Raw genomic sequence first — 17,018 nt, 5'->3', positions numbered from 1 at the left:
GGGCAAAAAACTACCCAAATGGGTAAGGATACCACCGTATACCGCAACTCACACCACCAAAACGGGTAGGTAATCCCAAATTCAAAGGCAATTTCATATGCTTGGGAAAACGGCACCCAAGGGTGTCTGATCCCCTTGCATGACGGTGTAAGCCTGTTGATTTCAGAGCAATGCGCGATCTGTGGCGCAGCGATAGAATCTGGTGGCCAGCAGGTAACGGTCAGCGTGGTTTCAAGCGGATGCGCCGAGAACTCATCCGCCGCACGAAATGCTCATACCCCTTGTCGGGTTCGCCATCCAACAAGGCTGAAACACGCAAACAAGATTGCGGCGACGCAAACAATCGAGGGACCCGCGGGCGTGTCAAAAACATATGCCCCTCGCAACCCGGCGACGGCCGATACGGTTCCGATCGCCGCGGCGATCAATGCCATCGATTCCGGTGACCGGGCCATACTTCGCGCGGCAGCGGCCGGAATGATCAACATGGCGGCGATTAAAAGCACGCCAACTACCTTGATCGCAACTGCGACGGTGACAGCGAGGGACAGGGTCAGGATCAACTGTTCCCGCTTGGGGTCAAAGCCGCTTGCATAGGCCAGCTCTTCGTTGAGTGTTGCGGTCAGAAGCTGGGACCAGCGCCAGGCGATCAATGCAACGACCAGCGCAGCACCGCCCCAGATCACCGCCAGATCAGTACGCGACACGGCCAGAATATCACCAAAAAGATAGGCCATCAGGTCGATACGCACGCCGGACAGGAACGAAACCGCAACCAGACCGAACGCAAGGGCAGAATGCGCCAAAACCCCCAACAGCGTATCCATCGCGTAACCACGACCCGCCAGAAAAGTCACCGTCAGCGCCATCAAAAGCGCAACCGCCAGCGCACCCGGAAAAACCGACATCTGAAACGTGAGTGACAGCGCGACACCGAGGATTGCGGCATGTGCTGTTGCGTCTCCGAAGTAGGCCATGCGACGCCAGACGACAAAACACCCCAGCGGAGCCGCTGCAAAGGCCACGCCAACACCTGCGAGTGTTGCTCGCGTCATAAAATCATCCAGCATTATTCCGCGGCTTCCTGAATGTTATCATTGTGGTCATGATGGTGATCATGCTCGTGTCGATAAAGGGCAAGCGCACCACCGGTACCTGTTCCAAACAAAGCCCGGTATTCCGGAGCCGAAGCGACGACCGCAGGAGAGCCTTCGCAACAGACATGACCGTTTAGGCAAATGACCCGGTCAGAGGCACTCATGACCACATGCAACTCGTGGCTGATCATCAGCACGGCACACCCGGTTTCGCGACGCACCTCCTCGATCTGCTGATAGAACGCCGCAGAACCCCGTTGATCCAGACCTTGCGTCGCTTCATCCAACAACAGGATGTCCGGCCGATTGATCAGGGCGCGGGCCAGCAGCACACGCTGGAACTGCCCGCCAGAAAGTTGCGACATCTGGGATTTCAACAGATCCGGTACACCGGCCGCTTTAAGCGCGTCCATGCTGCTTTGCCGCGACACACGGGAGGTCAGACGCATGAAACGTTCCACCGTGATCGGCATCGTCGGATCGATATGCAGTTTTTGCGGCACATAGCCGATCTTTAGCCCCGGGTTATGTGTCACCCGCCCTGCCGAAAGTGGGGTCGCGCCGATGATGGCCCGCAACAGACTGGTCTTGCCCGAACCGTTAGGCCCGACAATGGTCACGATCTCACCCGGTTCAACCGTCATATTCACATGGCGCAAAACCGTGTTGGCACCATAGCGCACGCTAAGATCTTCGACAGTAACAAGGGTCATTTCTAGGCCTTTTCGGTGCAGTCCGGGCAGATTCCCTCGGCTTCTACAACCGTTCGCTCAATCTCGAAACCCGCAGCTCGCGCAGCGGCGCCAAGCACACTTTTGGCGGGGGCCGTCTGTGCCTCTGCCACCATATCGCATTTCCGGCAAATCATGAAAGCGGGCGAATGCACGGCACCGGGATGGGAACAGGCGACAAACGCGTTCAACCGCTCGATCTTGTGTACGAATCCATTGTCGACAAGAAAATCAAGTGCGCGATAGGCCACTGGCGGCTGTGATCCGAACCCTTCTTCGCGCAGGCGGTCAAGAATGGCGTAAGCGCCAAGCGCCCGGTGTTCCTGAAGCAACATCTCAAGCACCTTGCGCCGAACCGGGGTCAGGCGCAGGCCTTCTTCGCTGCATCGTTTCTCGGCATTGGACAGGCCGGATTCGACACAGTTTTCGTGGTCATGTTTGTGGAACCCAACAAGGCCCGATTCATCTGCGGGAACGGATGGCGTCTCGCTTGTCATGTTATTCCATATCATCTATAGCGCTCGTAACGTTATAAAATCACACAGAGGGTCTGATGTCCAGAAAGCTCCTTCCAGTTTCGATTACTGCTGCGCTGATAGGCAGCACGGCAATTGCCGAAGCCCCGAATGTCGCGGTCGATATTGCGCCAGTACATTCCCTGGTCGCACGAGTGATGGACGGTGTTGGCGAACCGGACCTGATCGTGCCACCGGGTGCATCGCCGCATGAATACAATCTACGCCCGTCCGAGGCAGCCGCGCTGCAAGAGGCGAACCTTGTGTTCTGGATGGGCGAAGACCTGACACCTTGGATGGAAGGCGCCGTTGAAACCCTCGCGGACCGCGCAACCGTCGTGAGCTTGCTGGAGGCTGACGGCACCATCCTTTTGGATTCCCGCGAGAGCGCCCTGTTCGAAGCACATGACCACGGTGATCACGATGACCACGGAGACGACGCGCACGCTGAAGACGAAGATCATGATGATCACGGTGACGAAGCGCACGCCGAAGACGAGGATCATGATGATCATGCCCATGACGAAGTACATGCGCATGAAGACGAACACGAGGAACATGCCGAAGGTGGCGATCACGACCATGAAGAGCATGAAGGCCATGACGATCACGATGATCACGGCCATGGCGCGCATGATCCCCATGCATGGCTTTCACCTGAAAACGCCGGGATTTGGCTGAACGTGATCGCCGCTCAGCTTTCGTCGATCGATCCGGACAATGCGGGTGCCTATTTCGCCAACGCCACAGCGGCCCGCACCGAGATGGAGGCGCTATCCGCCGAAGTGGCCAAAATGCTGGAGCCCGTTCGCGGTGGCAGCTTTGTCGTGTTTCATGACGCCTATCAGTATTTCGAGGGCGCTTTCGACTTTCCGGCCTCGGGTGCGATTTCCCTGAGCGATGCATCCGACCCGAGCCCGGCCCGCATCGCCAAGATTCAAGATCGCATTCGCAACGAGGGTGTGAATTGCGTCCTCGCCGAACCGCAGTTCAACCCCGGCATCGTCGAAGTTGTACTGGATGGAACGGATGCGAATACCGGTGTGGTCGATCCGCTTGGGGCAGAGTTTGAGCCCGGCGCGACCCTTTACTCGCAAGTCATCCGGGCCATAGCCAAAACGCTGGCCGAGTGCCTTTGAACCCTGCCATTAGCCCGGTCGAGCCAAGAGCTTCAACCGGGCTGATCCTACCCGGCACTTCAGATTCGGTGGCACCTGTCACAGCAGATCCAATGTCGATTGGGACCGGCATTTGGACCCCACAACCTGAGCTGATTCACTTGCCGGGCAACTGAATAAGGCCAGAGTTCACGATTTGCTGCGCGGCTTTCGGCTCGGGTATTCTGACCCACCCATTTTCCCGGCCGCCAATCTGCGGGCGCGGTTCTTTTTGCTGGACGGTTTTCCCACCGGAGGTTTGGGCCCCGGGCGGCGCTGCTGCCCATCAGACGTTTTCGGTTTTTTGTCACCGGAATGGCGGGGCTTGAGAGTTTTTCTGTCGCCCCCCTCGCCCGCTCGCGTTCCTTTTGCCTTTGGCTGTTTCGACTGTTTCGGCTTTGCGGGTTTGGGCTTGGCCACCTGCACAACCGGATCATCTTTGCGGTCGATTGAATCTGCCGCCCTCGGCTTTTTGCCCTTTGACGACGCTGGAGCATCATCGGCCACAGATGGGCGCATCTTTTTGGCCGGTTTGCGGGGTGATTTGTCAAATTTGGGTGGTGCCGACAATTGTGTCAGCGCTGCACCGCCCTCCAGCGCCATCGACGGTCCGACAGCCGCAAGAAACCGTGCAACCGCAGTTTCGCGCAGCTCAATCAGTGAATCCTCGGGCTGGATGCGAATAGCGCCGATATCGTCGCGGGAAAGGTTACCCAGCTTGCACAACATCGGCAGCAGGCGCCTTGGTTCCGCACCGGCAGACCGGCCACCCGCCAGTGAGAACCAGACACTCGGACCAAAAGCCTCGCGCGGTTTATGGGCCTCGCTGACATCCGACAATTCTTCGGGGGCCGAGTGCTTTTCGCGGTATTGCCGAATATATGCGGCAGCGATCTGATCCGGTGTGAAACCTGCGACCAGCTTGTCCACGAGCGCGCGGTCTGCCTCGGCGACCGGTTCAAGCCAGTCGGGACTGGCCAGCATCCGTTCTTCGTCCTTGGCCGCCACTGCCTCGGCACTTGGGGCGTCGGACCACTCGGCGGTCACCTTTGCCCAGCCCAGCAAACGTTCGGCTTTCTTGCGGGTATTGGGCGGCACGATCATGGCGCTGACGCCCTTGCGTCCGGCACGGCCGGTTCGCCCGGACCGGTGCAAAAGCGTTTCCTGATTGGTCGGTAATTCCGCGTGGATCACCAGATCGAGGTTCGGCAGATCGATGCCGCGCGCCGCGACATCCGTGGCTACGCAAATCCGGGCGCGCCCGTCCCGCATCGCCTGCAGTGCGTGGGTACGTTCATTCTGGGACAGTTCACCGGACAGCGCCACAACCGACAATCCACGATTGGATAACCGCGTCGTCAGGCGGTTCACCATCGCCCGCGTATTACAGAACACGATGGCATTCGGTGCCTCGTAGAAACGCAGCACATTGATGATGGCATTTTCGCCATCGCGACCTGACACCCGAAAGGCGCGATAGTCGATGTCGGCATGTTGGGTTGTGCCGCTGCTTGTCGAGATGCGAAGCGCATCCCGCTGATAGCTTTTTGCCATTTTTGCGATTGCAGGCGGCACCGTGGCCGAGAACAACAACGTCTGGCGCTGCGCCGGAGCGTTCTCGAGGATGAATTCAAGGTCCTCACGAAAACCCAGATCCAGCATTTCATCCGCTTCGTCCAGCACAACAGCCCTGAGCGCGCTCAGGTCGATGGATTCCCGCATGATATGGTCGCGCAGACGCCCCGGCGTAGCGACAACGATATGCGCGCCGCGCGCAAGCGCCCGACGCTCATCCCGCATGTCCATTCCACCAACGGTCGAGGCGACGACGGCTCCGGCCTGTTCATATAACCAGGCCAATTCACGTTTGACCTGCAAGGCCAGTTCACGCGTCGGCGCAATGATCAAGGCCAACGGCGCCCCGGCCTGTTCAAAGTGATCGCCTTCACCCAGAATACTGGACGCGATTGCCAGTCCAAACCCAATGGTTTTGCCTGAACCGGTCTGGGCTGAAACCAAAAGGTCCTTGCCGTCAACATCTGGATCGGTCACGGCCTCCTGCACTGCAGTAAGTGACGTATATCCGCGCAGGTCCAGCGCATCTGCCAGAGTTTTCTTCACGACCATTTCCTATTTAAGCTGGTTATCAAGCGGCCGACGGCGATCATTTTCCAGATCTCGGCCGACAAGGGGCGGTGTCTAGCCCTTTGCAAAGGGGATGTACAGGTTTCAAACGCGACGCGCGCCAATAAGCCGATACTGACCCAAGCATTCAAAGGAGTTACATCGCAATTTTATTTGCGGGCCGGGTTTTGTGGGGCGGCCCGATGCTTCGGGCCGCTAATAGGCGACTTGCCGGATTAGGCGATTTCGCCCCATGCCACGCTGCACGACACGACGGAAGGTCGTGATAACATGCGAGCTTTTCCGCTCAAAAGATGCTGTTATCGTGCAACGGCGGTTTGCTTGGGTTCGGGCATCACCCAGCAGTCCTGATCCCGCAGCACCTTTTCCGTATCGCCAGCAGTCTTTTCGGCAAAAGGATGCGCAACGATCCGGTCAGCGGGGTTTTCGACCTCATTCGGCAGGCGCTGAACCTGCCGGTGCGGCAGTAATCCGACGCGAATAGGCGTTCCATCCTCAAGAACTCCGCTGCCGAGAATGGATTGATCGTGGCACACAAACGGAGTGTCGTTGAGGTGCAGTTGATAGCCGCTATCAGGTGCATCCCATGTCATCCCGATCTCGGTCAGCAATTCGTTGAGCGCCTTTTGGTCATCGAACCTGATTTCCGGATCTTCGGCGGCGGCAACCAGCCTGTCGATCACATTCAGCGTCGCAGGTGTTGCCCGGAAGCCGATAAATCCGAAACACAGCACATGCCCCCATGCCGCCAGCGTGGTACGTGGCCAGACCGTGCCTTGCGACGCAACGATGTCCGCGTCAATGTCATCCACAATCGAAATCGGGTCCTGCTTCCAGACCGCATCCGCGTCCGAATGGATCACATTGAAGCCCGCCGCCAACAGCTCGCGGATCACCCTGAGACGCAACCGCCAAAGCTCGGACAGGTTGCCCGACCACGGTACGTGACACGTATTGAAACCGGCATCTGCCATATCTGCTGCCAGTTCTTCGTCCAGCGCGCAGATGACCAGTGGCTGATCGCCCGTTCCTTCCGCGTTGCAAAGCCAGTTATCCAGTATCGGGCGATAACTGCTGTTGCAGAAGACAAGCACGACATTGCCGTTGGCATCCGCTGCGCTCTGCGCTGCGTCCAAAAGAGACTGGCTTTGCCGCCGGAGCGAATTACCGACGCGCACCATGGTTTTCGACTTGTAGTGTTGCGCCAGGTACCATCCGGCAATCCGTTCGCACGCGCCGCCAACAATGTGGCGGTTCTGCTGCAGCCTGGTACGGGCATCGTCGCCGAGACGGGATTCGGAAAACCGGCTTACCGGACCGCCCCGAACCTCTTTGAGTGCATCCAGCAAAACCGGAAGTTCCCGCTTTAGCCAGCTCTGGTAATCCAGAAAGACATCCTTGTCCAAAACATAGCTGCCCTTGAGCGGAACGCGGGCCGTGTCAGCAACCGGGTATCTGGCTTTCAGGAACCCGATCACGTCATCCGGGGCTTCCGCTTCTTCAAGGTAATACCAAAGGTGATGACCCGGCGTCGCTTCGATATAAGATAGTGTCTGTCCGGCGAAGGGATGCTGCAGCAATCCGCGTTGGGGTATCCGGGGAAGAAAAACCCGAACATTACCGGTGGCCATCGCCCACCGGTATGAAAACTTGTCGAACAGAGAATAGTTGAAAAGGCCGACCTGCCCCGCTGTCGGAACAACCGACATATGCCCGGTATATTCCGAAAGAATTGCGTCCAGATTCGGATAGTCAGATGCAAAGCGATCCAGCGTTTCGGGAAGAGCGCAGTCGTTCAGATCCACCAGGTGGCAACCGCGTACGTCGTCCAGCGCCTGTATCGACGAACGGGAAGCGTCGTTGTGGTAAAAGAAAAACAGTTCAAGGTTTATCTGCATATCTCTCGGTCCGAAACCCAATCCTTGCCGTCACGGCTGTTGGCATATGATCAGCGGATAACCCGCAGATCACTCTTCCCAGGGCAGTCTGTGTTTGCGAATACCGACCAAAGATTTCAACCGGTTGATCCGGCGATTGCGCTTGCGCGCCTTTGGCTCGAGGTAAGATACCTTTTCCCTGAGCTCTTTCACTTCGGCTTCCAGCCTGAGCATGTGCTGCTCGCCTTTTTTTCCGGGCTTGTGCTTCTCTAGCAGTTCCTTGGCGGTTTCCAGTTCCGATCGCATGGACTGGATGTCGGTGCAGAACGCGGAATAGGCATTCAATTCAGCCGGACTGGGCTCAGGTTCGCCGTATCCCATCAGTCGCATGGCGGGACCGTTGTACAAATCGAACAGGGCGGCCTCGACATCCGAGAACTCTTTTTGCCAGTTCCCTGTCCGGCCAGCACCGACAAATCCTGACCGCGCGGCAGTCTGGAATTTTTCAATGTCCGGGAAGGGCTCGGTGTTCGCCGGCAGACCCATAAGTTCAGAAAGCTGCTGGGCAAATCCGGGAATATCCGCAACGATTTCCTCAAACTTGAAAAGCTTGTACTTTTCCGGGTTCGCCTGCGCCCAACTCAGCGTGTGACGCCCCCAGCTGCCAAAGGCAACACGGCCGGAAACAACATCCGACAGCGTAACATGCGCCCGTTTGGCGACGTTGTGATTATATTTGAGGTAGGACAGCGAGGAATCCCGTCCATCGCGCACGATGTGGACATAGGTGTCTTCTGCCTGTGTCATCTCGTCTGGGACGTTGTGCGTCTTGATGAGATATGGCTTTTCGTCCCTGCGCAACGCCTCAAGGTCGATCGAATTCGCGTCGCCGTCGATATGTCCAACCAGTTTTCCAAGCTCGGGATTCGAGGCGATGTCGGCCCTGTCACCATGGATCGACAGACTGCCGAGGTTGAAATAGTGATTGAACACCGATCTAGTGAGTGTATTGCCGCTACGTGGGTAGGAAACCAGCCAGATAATCATGTTTGGAAGTATCTCTGTTCGTTCGTAAACGCCTTCACAGGCTTGTCATTTGACCGGGCTCTTACAGTAGCCCACTGCGGCGGGCAACACCAGATATCACATTGATCGGTGCCATTTGTGACAGTTCGGCGACAATCCGCACCGAATCACGGGATACAACAATGACGAATACTCGCGGTTCAGAGTTCAACCATTGCAGAACCGCACTACGGAACGGCCCGTTCGCAATATTGGCCGCAAGACCGGGTGCCCCCTTCCCCTCGGTCTGACGGCTGGCTAAGAAGTGCTTCCAACCAATCCAGGAGGCCCCTTTGGACCGTATCGCCCGCACCATCGCCACGGAAATCAGCGCCCGCCCGGAACAGGTCGGCGCTGCGGTCAGATTGTTGGACGAAGGGGCGACCGTGCCATTTGTCGCCCGCTATCGCAAAGAGGTCACGGGCGGGCTGGATGACAGTCAGTTGCGGACCCTGGCCGAGCGGCTGTCCTATCTGCGCGAACTAGAGACACGGCGCGAGACGATCCTGAATTCGATCCGGGATCAGGGCAAGCTGACCGACGATCTGACCACATCCATCGCAAAGGCCGAAACCAAGGCACAGCTTGAGGATATCTATCTGCCCTACAAGCCCAAGCGCCGCACCAAGGCTATGATCGCGCGGGAAAACGGACTGGAGCCGCTGGCCGATGCGATACTTGCCGACCGCAATGCCGATCCCGAAGCGCTGGCCGGCGCCTATGTCACCGAGGCGGTGGCCACCACAAAGGATGCGCTAAACGGCGCGCGCGACATCATAACCGAACGGCTATGCGAAAACGCGGCCCTGCTGGGCGAATTGCGCAGCTTTATGCAGCGCGAGGCGGTGCTGACATCGAAGGTTGTCGAGGGCAAGGAACAGGAAGGCGCCAAGTTCAGCGACTATTTCGATCATTCCGAGCTTTGGGCCAAGGCCCCATCACACCGGGCGCTGGCGATGCTGCGCGCCTCGAAAGAGGGCGTGGTGACATTGGATATCGCGCCAGAGCCGGAAACAGGCGCCGCGCGGGCCGAAGCGATGGTCGCGTCGCATCTGCAGACGCGGGGCGATGGGCCGGGTGACAAATGGCTGCGCAAGGTGGCGGGATGGACCTGGCGGGTCAAGCTGTCGTTGTCGATGATGGTGGAGCTGATGGCCGATCTGCGCACCCGCGCGCAGGAAGAGGCGATTCAGGTCTTTGCCCGTAACCTCAAGGACCTGCTATTTGCCGCCCCTGCCGGGGCCCGCGCGACGCTGGGTCTGGACCCGGGCATCCGGACCGGCGTGAAAGCGGCCGTCGTGGACGCAACCGGCAAACTAGTTGCCACCGAAACGCTGTATCCGTTCCAACCCAAAAACGATCTGCGCGGCGCGCAGGCGACGATCCTGAAGCTGATCGCCGAGCACAAGATCGAACTGATCGCCATCGGCAACGGCACCGCCAGCCGCGAGACCGAGAGGCTGGTGGCGGATACGCTGAAACTGTTGCCCGGATCAATGAAGGCCCCAACCAAAGTGGTGGTGTCCGAGGCGGGCGCTTCGGTCTATTCCGCATCCGAACTGGCGGCGCGCGAATTTCCCGATCTGGACGTGTCCCTACGCGGCGCGGTGTCGATTGCCCGCCGCCTGCAGGACCCGCTGGCGGAATTGGTCAAAATCGAACCCAAAAGCATCGGCGTCGGCCAGTATCAGCACGATGTGGACCAGCACCGCCTGTCCCAGTCTCTGGAGGCGGTCATCGAAGACGTGGTGAATGCCGTGGGCGTCGATCTGAACATGGCGTCGGCACCGCTGTTGTCCCATGTCTCGGGGCTTGGGCCGGGCTTGGCCGAGGCGATCGTCATGCACCGCGATCTGAACGGCGCTTTCCGGTCCCGTAAGGAGCTGTTGAAGGTTGCCAGACTTGGACCGCGCGCCTTTGAGCAATGCGCGGGGTTCCTGCGCATCCGCGACGGGGCGGAACCACTGGATGCGTCCTCGGTCCACCCCGAGGCTTATGATGTTGCCCGCCGTATCGTAAAGGCCTGCGGACGCGATATCAGGCAGATCATGGGGCATGAAGACGCGCTGAAAGGGTTGCGGGCCGAGCAGTTCGTGGACGATACATTCGGCCTGCCCACCGTGAGGGACATCCTGTCCGAACTGGAAAAGCCGGGGCGCGACCCCCGCCCGAGCTTTGTCACCGCGTCCTTCACGGATGGAGTGGAAGAGATCACCGACCTGAAACCTGGCATGATGCTGGAAGGCACGGTGACCAACGTGGCCGCCTTTGGCGCGTTTGTGGATATTGGCGTGCATCAGGACGGTCTGGTCCATGTCAGCCAGTTGGCTGACCGGTTCGTCAAGGACCCGCACGAGGTGGTCAAGACCGGTCAGGTGGTCAAGGTGCGCGTGGTCGAGGTGGACGTGCCCCGCAAACGGATCGGGCTGACCATGCGCAAGGATGGTGCCGCGCAAAAGCGCGAGGATCGCGGCCCCCAAAGCGCGCCGAAAAGCCGGGGACCTGCCAAGGCGAAAAACCAGGGCAATTCCGGACACCCCAAGACAAACGATACCGGCGCGCTGGGGGCGGCGCTGATGGATGCGTTCAAAAAGCGGTAACCTTACGCTTTTCTGTTACCGAAAATTCCGAACCTGCGGCATTCCCATTGGCGGGAATGCCAGGACCGGGTATTGGAATTGCCTGTATTTTAAGCATTTCCGGATCAAATTGAGACTGAAATATATTATATCCAATATTGTTTTTGATTGATGCGCCGGACGGTGTAGGTTCAACCCGAACACACTCACAACACGTCCGAAAGATGCCAAAACTCCAGACCGTCGACATAGGCAAGATCGAATCCGCTGCCACCATCATCTTCAACGCCATCCGCAAGGCGATCATCGAAGGCGAGCTGAGCGATGGCGATCCGCTGCGTCAGGATGAAATTGCCCGTATGTTCAACACCAGCCGCATCCCCGTGCGCGAGGCCATCACCATGCTGGAACAGCAGGGGTTGGTGAAAACCGAACGCTATCGCGGCGCAATCGTGGCTGGGTTGTCACTGGATGAAGCCAGCGAGATTTTCGATTTCCGGGCGCTGGTCGAGGCGCAGGTGATCCGCAAGGCGGTTCCGAACATGACCAAAGCCGTTCTGGAAGAAGCGCGCGAATATCTGGTTCAGTTCAGTGCGGCTGAGGACCCCATGGAATACGGCGATCTGAACCGCAAGTTTCACGAGACCCTCTATGGCGCCAGCAACCTGAACTATCATCTGAGCGTGATCGACAATTCGATGGACCGGATCGATCGCTATCTGCGCGCGCAACTTATCCTGAGCGACGGGATGGAACGGGCGAACCGCGAACATCTGGGCATTCTCGAGGCCTGCGAACGCGGAGACGCCGAAGCCGCCGCCGATCTGACGGCGGCCCATATCACCGGTGCCAAGACATCGCTGGCCGTTCACATCAAGAAACAGTCAGCAGACTAGACGCAACCCGCTACAGCGGGTGAAAACACGCCGCCTGATGCGCCTCGCCCTCCATCTGCGGCGCTTGCGTACGGCATTCCTCGGTCGCCTTCCAGCAGCGCGGCGCAAAGGCACAGCCGGGGGGGACGTTCATCGGCGATGGCAGTTCACCTTCCAGCTTGATGCGGTCCTTTTTCGCCTCGGGGTCCGCCCGCGGCGTCGTGGACAGCAGCGCCTTGGAATAGGGATGTTTGGGCGCGGCAAACAGATCTTCCTTGCTGGCCTTTTCGACGGCGCGGCCCAGATACATGACGATCACGTCATCGGCGAAGTGTTTCACCACCGACAGGTCATGAGAGATGAACAGATAGGCAAGGTTCAGCCTGTCCTGCAGCTCGACCAGCAGGTTCAAAATCTGGCTTTGGATCGACACGTCCAGCGCCGAGACGGGCTCGTCCAGCACCAGAATACGCGGGTCCAGCATCAAGGCGCGGGCAATTGCGATCCGCTGCCGCTGCCCGCCTGAGAACATGTGGGGGAAGCGGTCGAAGTGTTCCGGGCGCAGACCCACCAGCGTCATCATCTCGCGCGCCTTTGCCTCGCGGTCTTCGGCAGAGATATCCGGGCGGTTGATGACCAGCGGCTCCATCAGGATGGTGCCGATCTTCTGGCGCGGGTTGAGTGAGCCATAGGGGTTCTGAAACACGATCTGCACGGCCTCGCGAAGGCTGGACCATGCGGCGGGGGTCACTTCCTTGCCGTCGATAGACAGCCGCCCGGCGGTGGGTTCCTCGATCATGGTGACTAGGCGGGCCAGCGTGGACTTACCGCAACCGGATTCGCCCACGATGGCAAGTGTCTTGCCCGCTTCGAGTTCGAAATCCACCCCGGCAAGTGCCCGGACGGTCTTGGCCTTGGACAGAAACCCTTCCTTGACCTCATAAAACCGGGCAAGCCCTTCAGCTTTGACGATTGGCGCGGTCATCAGGCGGTCTCCTTCTGGCCGGTCAGGGCATAGTGGCACAGGGCGCGGCCAAGTTCCGGCCCGTTGGGCACGGGTGGCGTGGTATTGCATTTCTCATCGGCATACTGACAGCGCGGTGCGAACAGACAGCCCGCCGGACGGTCGAACTGACCCGGAACAACGCCCGGGATCGACGGCAGGAATTTTGATGTTGCCCGTTCCGGCAGCGCTGCCAGCAGGGCTGCGGTGTAAGGGTGATGCGGGTGGCGGAACAGATCGCGGACGGGCTGTTCCTCGACCTTCTGGCCCGCATATTGCACCTGAACGCGCTCGGCGGTTTCGGCCACCACGCCCATGTCATGGGTGATCAGAACCAGACCCATGCCGGTTTCATCCCTCAGCGACACCAGCAAATCGAGGATCTGCGCCTGAATGGTCACGTCCAATGCCGTCGTCGGTTCATCCGCGATCAGCAGCTTAGGGCGGCAGGCGATCGCCATGGCGATCATCACCCGCTGGTTCATACCGCCGGACATCTGGTGCGGGAACACGTTCAGACGGCCTTCGGGCGCGGGGATGCCGACCTGTTCGAACAACTCGATCGCCCGTTTGTGCCGCGCCTTGCGGTCCAGACCCAAATGGATGCGCAGCGCCTCCTTGATCTGGAACCCGACAGTGAAGCAGGGATTGAGCGAGGACATCGGCTCCTGAAAGATCATCGCCAGATCCTTGCCGACGATTTTGCGGCGGTCGCGGGCGGACATGCCGCGCAGGTCGAGCCCCTCGAACGTCATCTCGTCGGCGGTGATCGTCGCCGTCCACGGCAACAGGCCCATCAGCGCCAGCATCGACACGGATTTGCCCGAGCCGCTTTCGCCCACGATTGCTAGGATTTCATGTTTGTCGAGTGTCAGGTCCACACCGTCCACGGCCCGGAACTGGCCCGAAGAGGTGGCGAAATCGACAGAAAGATTGCGGATGCGCAACAGGCTCATGTCATCAGCTCCGCTTGAGTTTCGGGTCGAGCGCGTCACGCAGACCATCGCCCATCAGGTTGATGGCCAGCACGGTCACAAGGATCGCGAGGCCGGGGAAGGTCACCACCCACCACGCGCGCAGGATGAATTCGCGGGCCTCGGCCAGCATCGTGCCCCATTCCGGTGTGGGCGGTTGCGCCCCCATGCCGAGAAAGCCCAGTGCGGCTGCATCGAGGATCGCAGTCGAAAACGACAGCGCCCCTTGCACGATAATCGGTGCAAGACAATTGGGCAGCACGGTGATGAACATCAGCCGTGGCAGCTTGGCGCCTGCCACCTTGGCCGAGGTCACATAGTCCTTTTGCCGTTCGGCCAGCACCTGTGCACGGGTCAGTCGCACGTAGTGAGGCTGAAACACGATGGCGATGGCGATCATCGCATTGGTCAGCGAGGGGCCAAGAATGGCCACCAGCACCAGCGCCAGCAGCAGCGACGGGAAGGCCAGAATGATGTCCATGATCCGCATGATCAGGGTATCGACGGATTTCGGCGCAAAGCCGGACAGCAGGCCGATGATGATCCCGCCCGAGGCGGCAACGGTCACAACGACAATGCCCACAAAGAATGAGTATCGCGATCCTGCAATCAGCCGCGACAGCATATCCCGGCCCAGCGGGTCCGTACCCAGCGGGAACTGCCAGCTGCCGCCTTCGGCCCATGCCGGGGGTTGCAGGATGTGATCGCGGAATTGCTCGGTCGGATCGTAAGGAGCCAGCCATGGAGCCAGCGCGGCGCACAGAACGAAGGCCGCAAAGAACCACATACCGATCACGGCACCACGGTTTTCGCGGAAGTAATACCAGAACTCGCGCAGCGCGCTGGGGCGGGCGGGGGTGGTTGCGGGGGGTTGAATTGCCTGATCCGCCATTACCGTTTCCTGATCTTGGGGTTGATCACGCCATAGAGCACGTCAACGATGAGGTTCACGATCATCACGATGGTGGCAATCAGCAGCAGGCCACCCTGCACCACCGGGTAATCGCGGCGGAAAATGCTGTCGACCATCCACTTGCCGATACCCGGCCAGCTAAAGATCGTCTCGGTCAGAATGGCCCCGGCCAGCAAGGTGCCAACCGACAGGCCGATCACGGTGATCACCGGGATCAGCGCGTTGCGCAACGCATGCAGGCCATTGATCCGCGCGGGGCTGAGGCCCTTGGCGCGGGCGGTACGTATATAGTCCTCACCCAATACTTCCAGCATGGCCGAGCGTGTCTGTCGTGCGATCACCGCCAGGGGAATGGTGCCCAGAACGATGGTCGGCAAGATCAGGTGCCGCACGGCGGATTTGAACGCGCCCGCCTGCCCCGACAACAAACTGTCGATCAGCATGAAGCCGGTGACGTCATCGAACCAATAGATCAGGTCGATCCGCCCCGACACCGGCGTCCAGCCAAGATTTCCCGAAAACACGATGATCAGCAGCAGTGCCCACCAGAAGATCGGCATGGAATATCCCACCAGCGCCGAGGACATCAGCAGCCGGTCAAAGAACTTGCCCCGGTTCACCGCGGCGATCACACCGGCAGGAAGGCCCAGCATCACCGCAAAGATCATCGCGCAGAGAGAAAGTTCCAGCGTCGCCGGGAACAGAGAGAAGAACTCGTCCCACACCGGCTTTTTGGTGACAAAACTTTCGCCCAGATCGCCATGCATGACGCCCCAGAGGTAGTCGGTGTATTGCTGCCAGACGGGTTTGTCGAAGCCCAGCTTCTCGACCATCTCCTGATAGCGTTCCTCGGTCATGCCGCGTTCACCGGCCATGACAATGATGGGATCGCCCGGCAGAACCCGGATGAACATGAAAGATATGAACGTCACCCCGATGAATGTCGGCAGGAACGTTCCCAGTCTTGATAACAAGTAGCGTAGCATCAGCGACCCACGACCATGAGGTCTTTTGGAAAGGTTGTCAGGCTGCGATAGCCATCTTCGGTGATCAGCACGTCATCTTCGATCCTGACACCAAATTTGCCCACCGCATAGAGGCCGGGCTCATTAGTATAGACCGTGCCCGCTGGCAACACGGCGTGATTGCCGCGCATGATATAGGGCGCTTCGTGCACGTCCCGGCCCAGCCCGTGGCCGGTTTTGGTACGGATGCGGTCGGCATAGGGCGACGCCTCAAGCACGGCGGTCACCGCATCGTCGATCTGATGCGCGGTGACGCCCGCGCGGGTAACATCCATCCCTTTCAGGTTGGCGGCAAGGACGGTGTCATACACTGCGCGCCCTTCATCCGATACCTCACCGACAAAGACGGTACGGGTGATATCGGCGGCAAATCCGTGTTTACGTGCGCCAAAATCAAAAAGCAGCGCATCCCCTGCCTGAATTTTGTAATCGTCGCGCGCATGGGCATGCGGCAGGGCCGAGTTTTCACCGGCTGCAACAATGGGCGAAAAGGCCATACCATCCGCACCTTCGGCGAAAAGCGCGTGGATCAGCGCGGCCTCGATCTGTTTTTCGGTCTGACCGATCCGGACATTATCCAGAACCTGATGTAAGGCGCGCTCGGAAATGGTGATTGCGGCCTCAAGCGCGGCCACGTCCTCGGCCGTCTTGATCATGCGCAAACCGGAAATTTCGCGTTCGGCATCAATGATCTGCACGTCACCATAGGCCTGCATCAGCGCGTGGTGGACAAAGACGCGCATGACCTGCCCCTCGACGGCCAGCCGCTTCAGCGGCAGATGCGAGGCCAGCGCGGCAAAAGCGTCGGCATAGCCTGTCTGATCGCGCCAATCGAATACGGCGCCGTCAAACCCAACAAGGGCCCAACTGTCCAGTTCCAGATTGGGAACGATGGCTGCCGGGGCACCTTCGGCGGGGATCACCACCAGAAAGGGACGCTCATGGCTCATGAAACTCTGGCCGAGGGCGCGGGTAAAGTTCGGCCCGGGCACCAGCGCCACGGCATCAACCGACAGATCACGGGCGGCCTGGCGGTATTCGGCTAGGCGGTCAGTCATTTAT

Annotated in this window: 14 protein-coding genes; 3 read left to right on the top strand and 11 right to left on the bottom strand. The window is 59.3% G+C overall.

The genetic code is table 11. The features are described from left to right. Positions 1-272 precede the first annotated feature (272 nt). Genes ACR0NW_RS20965 through ACR0NW_RS20955 form a run of 3 tightly spaced genes read right to left on the bottom strand, consistent with a single transcriptional unit; the run spans position 273 to position 2,325 of the window. Positions 273-1,070 carry a metal ABC transporter permease gene (locus tag ACR0NW_RS20965; protein WP_170656367.1) on the bottom strand — a complete coding sequence of 266 codons (798 nt, stop codon included), beginning with the start codon at positions 1,068-1,070 and terminating at the stop codon, positions 273-275. Beyond that, complete coding sequence (locus ACR0NW_RS20960; protein ID WP_480452014.1) at positions 1,070-1,810, bottom strand: metal ABC transporter ATP-binding protein; 741 nt, start codon at positions 1,808-1,810, stop codon at positions 1,070-1,072. Before ACR0NW_RS20960 ends, ACR0NW_RS20965 begins: the two co-directional genes overlap by 1 nt. A gap of 2 nt (positions 1,811-1,812) precedes the next feature. Next, entirely contained in the window at positions 1,813-2,325 is a 513-nt protein-coding gene (locus tag ACR0NW_RS20955) for a transcriptional repressor (protein WP_480452246.1), read from the bottom strand. Positions 2,326-2,381: 56 nt separating this feature from the next. Between ACR0NW_RS20955 and ACR0NW_RS20950 the strand changes: the two genes are divergently transcribed. Further along, a complete protein-coding gene (locus tag ACR0NW_RS20950) occupies positions 2,382-3,482 on the top strand; it encodes a zinc ABC transporter substrate-binding protein (RefSeq protein WP_480452015.1) in 1,101 nt (366 codons plus the stop codon). Between the two features lie 168 nt (positions 3,483-3,650). Here ACR0NW_RS20950 and ACR0NW_RS20945 read toward each other — a convergent pair whose 3' ends face one another. The 3 genes from ACR0NW_RS20945 to ACR0NW_RS20935 form a co-directional block, all read right to left on the bottom strand. Next, positions 3,651-5,621 carry a DEAD/DEAH box helicase gene (locus ACR0NW_RS20945; RefSeq protein WP_480452017.1) on the bottom strand — a complete coding sequence of 657 codons (1,971 nt, stop codon included), beginning with the start codon at positions 5,619-5,621 and terminating at the stop codon, positions 3,651-3,653. 323 nt (positions 5,622-5,944) lie between these two features. Further along, positions 5,945-7,543: a putative nucleotide-diphospho-sugar transferase gene (locus tag ACR0NW_RS20940; protein ID WP_480452019.1), complete on the bottom strand. Its 1,599-nt coding sequence runs from the start codon at positions 7,541-7,543 to the stop codon at positions 5,945-5,947. Positions 7,544-7,612: 69 nt separating this feature from the next. After that, complete coding sequence (locus tag ACR0NW_RS20935; protein ID WP_170656379.1) at positions 7,613-8,569, bottom strand: sulfotransferase domain-containing protein; 957 nt, start codon at positions 8,567-8,569, stop codon at positions 7,613-7,615. 311 nt (positions 8,570-8,880) lie between these two features. On the opposite strand from ACR0NW_RS20935, the gene ACR0NW_RS20930 reads away from it, so the two are divergent. Both ACR0NW_RS20930 and ACR0NW_RS20925 read left to right on the top strand, forming a co-directional pair. Beyond that, complete coding sequence (locus ACR0NW_RS20930; protein WP_480452020.1) at positions 8,881-11,187, top strand: Tex family protein; 2,307 nt, start codon at positions 8,881-8,883, stop codon at positions 11,185-11,187. 203 nt (positions 11,188-11,390) lie between these two features. After that, positions 11,391-12,062, top strand: coding sequence for a GntR family transcriptional regulator (locus ACR0NW_RS20925; RefSeq protein ID WP_170656383.1), 672 nt, complete (start codon positions 11,391-11,393; stop codon positions 12,060-12,062). 10 nt (positions 12,063-12,072) lie between these two features. Here the strand turns inward: ACR0NW_RS20925 and ACR0NW_RS20920 are convergent, their stop codons facing one another. Genes ACR0NW_RS20920 through ACR0NW_RS20900 form a run of 5 tightly spaced genes read right to left on the bottom strand, consistent with a single transcriptional unit; the run spans position 12,073 to position 17,014 of the window. Next, entirely contained in the window at positions 12,073-13,026 is a 954-nt protein-coding gene (locus ACR0NW_RS20920; RefSeq protein ID WP_480452022.1) for an ABC transporter ATP-binding protein, read from the bottom strand. Beyond that, positions 13,026-14,000 (bottom strand): ABC transporter ATP-binding protein, encoded by a 975-nt coding sequence (locus ACR0NW_RS20915; RefSeq protein WP_480452023.1) that lies wholly within the window; start codon positions 13,998-14,000, stop codon positions 13,026-13,028. Before ACR0NW_RS20915 ends, ACR0NW_RS20920 begins: the two co-directional genes overlap by 1 nt. A gap of 4 nt (positions 14,001-14,004) precedes the next feature. Then, the gene (locus ACR0NW_RS20910) at positions 14,005-14,910 is read right to left on the bottom strand and encodes an ABC transporter permease subunit (protein ID WP_170656389.1); all 906 of its coding nucleotides are present in this window, start codon (positions 14,908-14,910) and stop codon (positions 14,005-14,007) included. After that, positions 14,910-15,917 carry an ABC transporter permease subunit gene (locus tag ACR0NW_RS20905; RefSeq protein WP_170656391.1) on the bottom strand — a complete coding sequence of 336 codons (1,008 nt, stop codon included), beginning with the start codon at positions 15,915-15,917 and terminating at the stop codon, positions 14,910-14,912. The genes ACR0NW_RS20910 and ACR0NW_RS20905 overlap by 1 nt, the downstream gene beginning before the upstream one ends. Further along, on the bottom strand, positions 15,917-17,014 hold the full coding sequence (locus tag ACR0NW_RS20900) for a M24 family metallopeptidase (protein WP_480452025.1): 1,098 nt from the start codon (positions 17,012-17,014) through the stop codon (positions 15,917-15,919). Before ACR0NW_RS20900 ends, ACR0NW_RS20905 begins: the two co-directional genes overlap by 1 nt. Between the last annotated feature and the right edge of the window lie 4 nt (positions 17,015-17,018).

It is taken from the genome of Ruegeria sp. CF5, assembly GCF_056537325.1.
The sequence above is the reverse complement of the archived record's forward strand: the minus strand, read 5'-3'. Positions and strand labels throughout refer to the sequence as shown.